This is a genomic window from Phenylobacterium sp. RIFCSPHIGHO2_01_FULL_69_31, from assembly GCF_001824475.1.
In the GTDB taxonomy this organism is placed as follows: domain Bacteria; phylum Pseudomonadota; class Alphaproteobacteria; order Caulobacterales; family Caulobacteraceae; genus Phenylobacterium.
Genome location: NZ_MHXN01000026.1, coordinates 1 through 6635, shown reverse-complemented (window position 1 = coordinate 6635; position 6635 = coordinate 1). Strand labels below are relative to the sequence as shown.

9 protein-coding genes are annotated in these 6635 nt (G+C 74.2%); 1 reads left to right on the top strand and 8 read right to left on the bottom strand.

Annotated elements, in window-relative coordinates:
• Nucleotides 1-39 precede the first annotated feature (39 nt).
• From A2790_RS13965 to A2790_RS13930, 8 genes are all read right to left on the bottom strand, one after another.
• The gene (locus tag A2790_RS13965; RefSeq protein ID WP_293392768.1) at nt 40-948 is read right to left on the bottom strand and encodes a hypothetical protein; all 909 of its coding nucleotides are present in this window, start codon (nt 946-948) and stop codon (nt 40-42) included.
• Between the two features lie 95 nt (nt 949-1043).
• Entirely contained in the window at nt 1044-1970 is a 927-nt protein-coding gene (locus tag A2790_RS13960; protein WP_293392766.1) for a DUF2493 domain-containing protein, read from the bottom strand.
• A gap of 271 nt (nt 1971-2241) precedes the next feature.
• Nucleotides 2242-3012 carry a hypothetical protein gene (locus A2790_RS13955; protein WP_293392763.1) on the bottom strand — a complete coding sequence of 257 codons (771 nt, stop codon included), beginning with the start codon at nt 3010-3012 and terminating at the stop codon, nt 2242-2244.
• Between the two features lies 1 nt (nt 3013).
• On the bottom strand, nt 3014-3280 hold the full coding sequence (locus A2790_RS13950) for a hypothetical protein (RefSeq protein WP_293392760.1): 267 nt from the start codon (nt 3278-3280) through the stop codon (nt 3014-3016).
• A gap of 102 nt (nt 3281-3382) precedes the next feature.
• Nucleotides 3383-3985 carry a GNAT family N-acetyltransferase gene (locus A2790_RS13945; protein WP_293392757.1) on the bottom strand — a complete coding sequence of 201 codons (603 nt, stop codon included), beginning with the start codon at nt 3983-3985 and terminating at the stop codon, nt 3383-3385.
• A 51-nt stretch (nt 3986-4036) separates the two neighbouring features.
• The gene (locus A2790_RS13940; RefSeq protein ID WP_293392755.1) at nt 4037-4228 is read right to left on the bottom strand and encodes a hypothetical protein; all 192 of its coding nucleotides are present in this window, start codon (nt 4226-4228) and stop codon (nt 4037-4039) included.
• A gap of 77 nt (nt 4229-4305) precedes the next feature.
• Nucleotides 4306-5262 (bottom strand): phosphoadenosine phosphosulfate reductase family protein, encoded by a 957-nt coding sequence (locus A2790_RS13935; RefSeq protein ID WP_293392753.1) that lies wholly within the window; start codon nt 5260-5262, stop codon nt 4306-4308.
• Nucleotides 5262-6248, bottom strand: a complete 987-nt coding sequence (locus tag A2790_RS13930; RefSeq protein WP_293392750.1) for a hypothetical protein — start codon at nt 6246-6248, stop codon at nt 5262-5264. Before A2790_RS13930 ends, A2790_RS13935 begins: the two co-directional genes overlap by 1 nt.
• A gap of 146 nt (nt 6249-6394) precedes the next feature.
• On the opposite strand from A2790_RS13930, the gene A2790_RS13925 reads away from it, so the two are divergent.
• Nucleotides 6395-6631: a hypothetical protein gene (locus A2790_RS13925; RefSeq protein WP_293392747.1), complete on the top strand. Its 237-nt coding sequence runs from the start codon at nt 6395-6397 to the stop codon at nt 6629-6631.
• The last annotated feature ends 4 nt before the right edge of the window (nt 6632-6635 follow it).

The window sequence follows — 6635 nt, the reverse complement described above, 5'->3', positions numbered from 1 at the left end:
GGAGGCGGGTCGCGCGCGTCCTCGAGCCGGCGGGCAGGATCAGGCCGCCGCGCCGAGCGGCTCCAGATGAGAAGCCTCGGACCCCCACGCCGCGGACCGGCGCCCGGGCGGCGCCAGGGCGGGCAGCGGACGGCTGGCGACCCGGGCGCGCTGGGTGAGCGCGAAGGTGTAGACGTGGTTGCCCGGATGCCGGCGGGGCCGCAGGAACCCTGAGGCTGCCAGACCGTCGTACCAGCCGCGCAGGTCATCGCCCGTGGGCGCGGGCGCGCCGCGGCGCACGAGCTCGTCGACGGCGTAGGCGAAACCCCGCTCGCCGCCCCGGATCTTGGAGGCGGCGCGGGCGGAGAAGACCCGCCCGTCCGGTGTCACGTGCTCGGTGCGCGGACGCGCCCGCCCGCGGTAGGCCAGGCCACGGCCGAAGTCCCGGTAGACGGCGCCGATATGGCCGGGGCTGGCGAGACGGCCGCCCGGCCCCACCCGCGGCATAGGGTCGGAATAGGCGATCACCGCCTCGATCTCCGGCTTCTCCCGCCGGAGCAGCCGGAACGCACGGGCCAGGAACCAGGTCTCGCCGTTGCCGGCCACCTCGTCCAGCAGCACGAAGCGGCCGAGGTCGGCGCCCGCCCGCGGCTCAGGCAGGCCGGTGTGCCGCGCCACGCAGCGGTCGTTGATGGGCACCGAGAAGGCGGCCACTCCGACCAGCTGCGAGCGTCCGGCCGGCCCGGGCCCGAAGAGGCCGAGGCTCAGCCGCGCGGCCGGGAAGCTGCCGGCGTAGTGGTGGCGGACCACGAAGGCGCGGGCGAGCGCCGGGCCGATCACGTCGACGGCGTAGGCGGCCGGATCGATGACGGTCGCGTCGGGTACGAACAGCGCCCGCCGGTCGCGCCAGCGCTGGCTGCGCTGCGCGCGCCGGCGTGCGGCGGGCGAAACAGTCTCCATCAGGTCCATCGGGCGAGCTCCTCCAGGCGTTCGCCCCAGCCGGCCCTCCCTTCGCCTCCCGACCGGAGCGGGAGCGGCGGCCCGCCAGGGCCGCCGCGCGGCGCCTATCCGGCGCGGCGGCCGCTGATCGCCACGTGCCGAACGCCGCTCTCCACGGCCTTCTGGCCGAGGTTCAGGGCCGGGCCGAAGGGCTTGAGGTCCGCCGCCCGCGCCGCATCGAGGCTGTTGGGAAGCGTCAGCACCAGCACCGGCTCCAGCGCCAGCATGTCGTCGTTGGCCCGGAAGGGCGCGGCGGTGCGGAACTGGTCGAAGTCCGGCTTGGCTGCGATGTGGTCGACGCCCTGACGGCGCGCCCACTTGATCGCCAGGCGCTCGGCGCCGTTGAGGCCCGTGGTGGCGAGCTTCATCTGCGGCCAGTGGGCGAGCGCCCAGTTCAGCGCGTCGAAGATGCGGCTCACGTCCGCCTGGGTGTCGGCCTTGGGCGAGCCGCGGAAGGCCACCACCTGGGCGCCCGGCTCGACGCTCGCCTGGGCCCGGGCGCGCTTGGCCCGGAGCGCCTCCCGGGCGTCGATCTGGGCCGCGGTCGAGGCGGTGCGCCGGACGCTGCCCCGCCACGGCGACCAGATCTCGCCGGTGATGAGGGTGTAGGTCTCGCTGGCGCGGTCGCGGATCAGCTCCACGGCCTGGACGGCGGCCTCGGCGGCGTGCGCCTTGCGGGTCGCCTCCTGCAACTCGACGTCGGCGATCTCCGAGCCGTCGAAGTCGCGGGTCAGCCGCTTCACCTCGTCCGACGCCCGATCGGCCTCCCGCTGCAGCCGAAGCGCGATCGACTGGAACGCGCCGATCAGCCCCTCGGCGATGGTCGTCTGGAAGTCCTCCAGGGCGGTGTCGGCGGTGACGTCGAGGGTCTCGGTCATCAGCGCCTCGCCGAGCTGCAACAGCTCGTCGCGCTCGGGATGGTCGCGGCCGTCGTGGGCGGCGGCGCAGACGCCTTCGAAGGTGGAGAGGTCGGGGGTGAGGAGAAGGGACATGGCAAGGGCCTTTCAGGGACGCCGGAGCTGCTCCGGGAGGGCGGCTTCCTCGCCGCGCCTCTGGACCGCCCGGGCCCCACGAGCGGCGGGCCTCAAGGGGCCGCGGCACGCGGATCGCCGGCGACGGCCCGCAGGGCCGCCCTTGAAGCCCGCCGATCTTGGGGCAAGGTCCAGCCTGAACCGGCGCGGCGGAGCCGACCGCCAGCCGCTCCGCTCGCCCCGAAGACCGCCGACGCCCCCTTCCCCGCCCCGACACCGGCGGCGCCCGGCGTCAGAAGAGCCCAGGTTGGCTGTCGCAGGCCACGCGCGCGCGGCCGGCGATGCGCTCGGCGAAGCGGAAGGCCTCCATCCAGTCGTTCTGGTCGCCGCCCTGACGGCGCGCCGCATAGGACCAGTCCATGGAGTCGGCCGAGTGGAGCATCGACCGCACCGCCGCGCTGCGCAGGGCCGTGAGCTTGACGCCGAAGCCGTGCAGCCGCAGGTCCGGCCGGGCGCGCAGGATGCGTCCGAGGATCACGCCGATCGCGCGCGGATCGCCCTGGCGCTTGCAGACCGATCCGACCCCGACCCAGGCGCCGTGACCCAGCCGCGCGCCGTAGTCGTCCAGGTGCCGGCGGTAGTCGTCCGGGGTCCAGCCCTGCAGCACCGGCATCAGCCGCACGCGCCCGACCCCGGCCGCGCGGATGGCGTCGTAGCGCTCGAGCGTCAGCCGCTGGTGCGCCCGCACCGAAAGCCCCGTGCGGTCCAGCATGGCGGGCTCGCACATCCAGTCCTGAGAAACCGCCGCCTCGAGCCCGGAGCCCGGCCAGTCGCCGAAGCGGCGCACCAGGGCGGCGTAGTCGTCCGGGCTCTCGGCAAAGCCGCCGCTCAGCGCCACCTGGGTGAAGGCGCCGGAATCGAGCATCCAGCCGTCGCCCTGCCCCACGAAGGCGATGCGGCCGGCGCGGCTCCGCAAGGCGTTGGCCGATATGCAGACGGGGTGCCCGCGAAGGCTGAGCGGCCAGCCGTCCTTCGGATGATGCACGCCGACGAAGAAGCGCACTTCAGCGCTCCGGCGAGGCGGCGGCGGTCCGCAGCGGATCTACCAGGGCGCCGTCGTCCAGCCGCAGGAGAACCTCGGTCTCCAGGACCTCGAGCCCGTTGACGTCGATCAGCACCAGCCGGCCGCCCTCGCGCACCGGGCGCTGCTCTTCCCAGTACATCTGGGTCTCTCCGCCGTATTCGACGCAGAGTCGGCCTTGCGCGTCGATCTCGGCCGAAGCGATCAGGGCGCAGCCCGGCGTGCGCTCAAGGGTCCCGCGGATCTCCACGGCGGGGTCGTCGCGGCGGACCAGCTGTCCGACCGGATGGCCGCCGACGAAGGGCGTGGAAGGGGAAGTCAGGGTGGTCTTGGGCGCCTCCTGTGGCTTGGCTCACCCCGCGCCGCCCTCCCCTCCTCCTTGTGACGCCGTGTGTGATGGCCGCGGGCCGGCGAGCGCCCGGCGCACCACGTGCCGCCGCGAGCCGGCGCGGCCGACCTCCTCAAAGCCGTGGTCCGCGTAGAGCGACCGAAAGCCCATGTTGCGGTAGCTCGGCGACTCCGGATCGACGGGGTAGGCCTCGAGCACCGTTCCGCCCTGGGCCCGCGCGTAGTCGGCGGCGGCCTCCAGCAGCTTGCCGGTGAGGCCGCGCCCGCGATGCTCGCGGCGGATGAAGAAGCAGGTCACCGCCCAGATCCCGGCCTCGGCCTGGTCCTGGTCGGGCCGGAGCCGCGTGAAGCGCTCGCGCGGGCCGACGGAGCACCAGGCGGCCGGCTCGCCGGCGACGTAGCCGATCAGGCCGATCGGCACGCCCTCCGCCAGGCGCGCCTGCAGGGCCGCCTTTCGGTCCGCGTTGCGCGCCGAGGCGCGGTTCGCCATCGGCCGCCAGGCCATGCACCAGCAGTACTTGGGTCCGCCGCGCCCTTCGAACAGGCGCTCGAGGTCGGGCCAGGTCGCCGCGGTGACCGGCCGCACCTGGAAGTCAGGCTCGTCCATGAGCCCTAGCTAGGGCGCGCCCGCCGCGGCGCCAGACTGAAGCCGCAGATGTCAGCGCGGGGCGACGCCCGCCTCGGCCAGGGCGGCCCGTAGCGCGATCCAGGCCTCGAAGATGAGGTCGGCCTCCTGCGCGTCCCCTGCATGTCGCCGGGCGGTCTCGCGGTCGGCGCGCTTCACGAACTGCGCCAGCGCCCAGGCTTCGTCCGAGGAGAGGGACAGGGTGAGGTTCATCGGCTCGGGCATGGGTTCTGGCTCCTGCAGGTGAAGCTGCATGGCCCGGAGGGGCCGGGTCAAGCGGGCCACGCCGGCGAGACGCCCGCTCAGTTCGGCCCGGCCGCCTCGCCGAAGGCCCCGGCCGGCAGCCGCCAGGGCCGGGTGAAGACCGGCGCGATCCAGGTCGTCGCGCCCGCCTGAGCCGCCAACGCGGGGTTCGCCAGCGCCGCCGCATAAGGCCGGCCGCGGTCAGCAAGCTCGGAGACGCTGGCGTGCTGCTGGATCGTCAGGCCGCTCGCCGCCTCCCGCTCTACGATCCGCCGGAACGCCTCGGGATAAAGGGCGCGGAGCGTCGCCCATTGGTTGGGCGAGCCGAAGATGCAGCTGCGACAGCTCACCCGCGACCACCCAAGGCCGTAGGCCGGGTGCGGGGTCACGCCATAGCGGGCGATGATCGCCCACACCTCGGCCTCCGGCCAGGACAGCACCGGCCGCCAGTGGTCGATCCGCCGCTGCCGGGTCGCGGTCCGGTGCGGGCCGAAGGGCGCGTAGCGGGCGCGCATGGGGCTTTCCTCGGCTCGCTCGCCGGTCACCACCAGGGTCTCGCCGGCCAGGAACCGCGGCTGGTTGCGGATCAGCGCCGCCATCGCCTCGATCTTCAAGGCGCTGCTGCACCAGCGTAGCCGCAGGTCGGCGCAGACCTGGGGGAAGCGGCCACGCACCCCCGGCGGGCCCTCCCCGCCAGCCCGGCCGAGCCGCCCCTCCGGCGTTTCGAACAATGCCGGGGCCGTGGGCGCGCCGTCGCGCCCGAGCTCGGCGGCGAAGCCGCCGGCCCGCCAGGAGAGATAGGCCGGGACGCCGAAGGCTGCGCCGAGCGCGCGGGCGTAGGCCGGGGTGCAGGGCCAATCCATGAACGCCTCGCCGCCGTCGACGTCGTGATGGTGCAGCTCGATGCCCTCGGGCGGCACGCCGAGGTCCAGCAGATGCAGCAGGGCGGCGAGCGAGTCCTTGCCGCCGCTGAAGGCCACCAGCACGCGGTCGTAACGGGACAGGTCCGGGCGCATCACCGAGCCCCGTCCGATACGCCGTCATAGAGGGTCGGCGCGGCTTCGAGCCGCCAGGCCTGGCCCGCCGTCTCGTCGAAGAGCTGCAGCCACTGCCGCATCTCGGGCCGCTGCTCGGCGGGGCGCTCGGCCGCGCGGCCCTGCCAACGCACCAGGGCGTCAGGCGCCAGCGCCTCGATGGCGTCGACCTCGTCCTGCGGCAGCAAGCCTTCGCTGCGGATGAAGGCGGTCATCGAGCCCGGGCGGGCCTCCGCGCCGCGCCGGCCGGCGACGGCTTTCCGCCAGAGGCCCTCGATGGTGCGCAGGCGCGGCCGCGCGCGCGCCTCGATCAGAACGATCTGGCGCAGCTGCGCCGTCGGCAGGTCCCGGACCTCGGACGGCCGCGAGGCGGTGCAGAAGAAGCACGCCGACTTCGGCGGCGTCGGCAGATCTTCCCGCTCGATGCGGGCGGCGCAGTGCTCGCGCGTCCAGCCCCATTCCCGCAGGGGATAGCGATGGCTGTAGAGAGGATCGTCCCGCTTCGCCGCCTCGGCGTAGCGCCGGTCGTCGGCGCGGCTGCAGTCGAAGCCGATCAGCTTGACCACCTTCTGGCCGCGCGCCCAGGCCGCCTGGGCGGCCGGCCACCGTCTCGCCCAGGCGTGCTGCGGCGCGACCTTCCATTTCTGCGAACACGTGCCCCGGCCGAAGGCGATGCTCGGCAAGGTGCCGTTGGTCAGCAGGTTTTCGGTGAGGGTTCGGTAGGGCGGCCAGTTCTTGAAGCGGGCCGGCTGGTAGCGGACGACTTCCGACGGCACGCCCCGCTCGCTCAGCCAGCGCCGGAACAGCGGGATGAAACGGTAGGTCTCGAGCTTCTCGGCGCCTGTGTCGGCGAACAGGACCTGGTCGACGGGCTCGCCGCGGCTCACCAGCTCCACCAGCATCGCCGTGGAGTCGAGGCCACCGCCCCAGGCCGCCAGCACCGGCGGCCGATGATGACCAATTCGCATGGGAATCCTCCGGGCGCCTCGGAGGACCTGCGCCCCCGACCGGCTGCCCGCCCCGTCCCTCCCGTTCGCTTTGCTGCGGCTGTGCTTGCCCGCGAGCCCCGGAGTGTGGACTATAGTGCTCAGCCACCCTCCACCGGAGCTGCCTCATGGCGAAGGTCCGCTACTTCCTCGTGCCCCGCGAACGGCATTGGACGCTGCGCTGCGCCCGCCGACGCATCGGCGCCTTCGCCGACCGCTCCCAGGCCGTCGGCGCGGCGATCGCCGTCGTCTCCGTCGCCCAGGTGCGCGGCCGTCCGATCGAGGTCCTGGAGCAGGACCCCGACGGGCGCTGGCGCGAGGTGGCGCCGGCGCGCCAGCGCCTGGTATCGCCGCTCATCGTCTGAACGC

Bases quoted from the DNA above. Each gene is read 5' to 3' on its own strand.
- A2790_RS13965 (WP_293392768.1), bottom strand. From the start codon at position 948: ATGGACCTGATGGAGACTGTTTCGCCCGCCGCACGCCGGCGCGCGCAG.
- A2790_RS13960 (WP_293392766.1), bottom strand. From the start codon at position 1,970: ATGTCCCTTCTCCTCACCCCCGACCTCTCCACCTTCGAAGGCGTCTGC.
- A2790_RS13945 (WP_293392757.1), bottom strand. From the start codon at position 3,985: ATGGACGAGCCTGACTTCCAGGTGCGGCCGGTCACCGCGGCGACCTGG.
- A2790_RS13940 (WP_293392755.1), bottom strand. From the start codon at position 4,228: ATGCCCGAGCCGATGAACCTCACCCTGTCCCTCTCCTCGGACGAAGCC.
- A2790_RS13935 (WP_293392753.1), bottom strand. From the start codon at position 5,262: ATGCGCCCGGACCTGTCCCGTTACGACCGCGTGCTGGTGGCCTTCAGC.
- A2790_RS13930 (WP_293392750.1), bottom strand. From the start codon at position 6,248: ATGCGAATTGGTCATCATCGGCCGCCGGTGCTGGCGGCCTGGGGCGGT.
- A2790_RS13925 (WP_293392747.1), top strand. From the start codon at position 6,395: ATGGCGAAGGTCCGCTACTTCCTCGTGCCCCGCGAACGGCATTGGACG.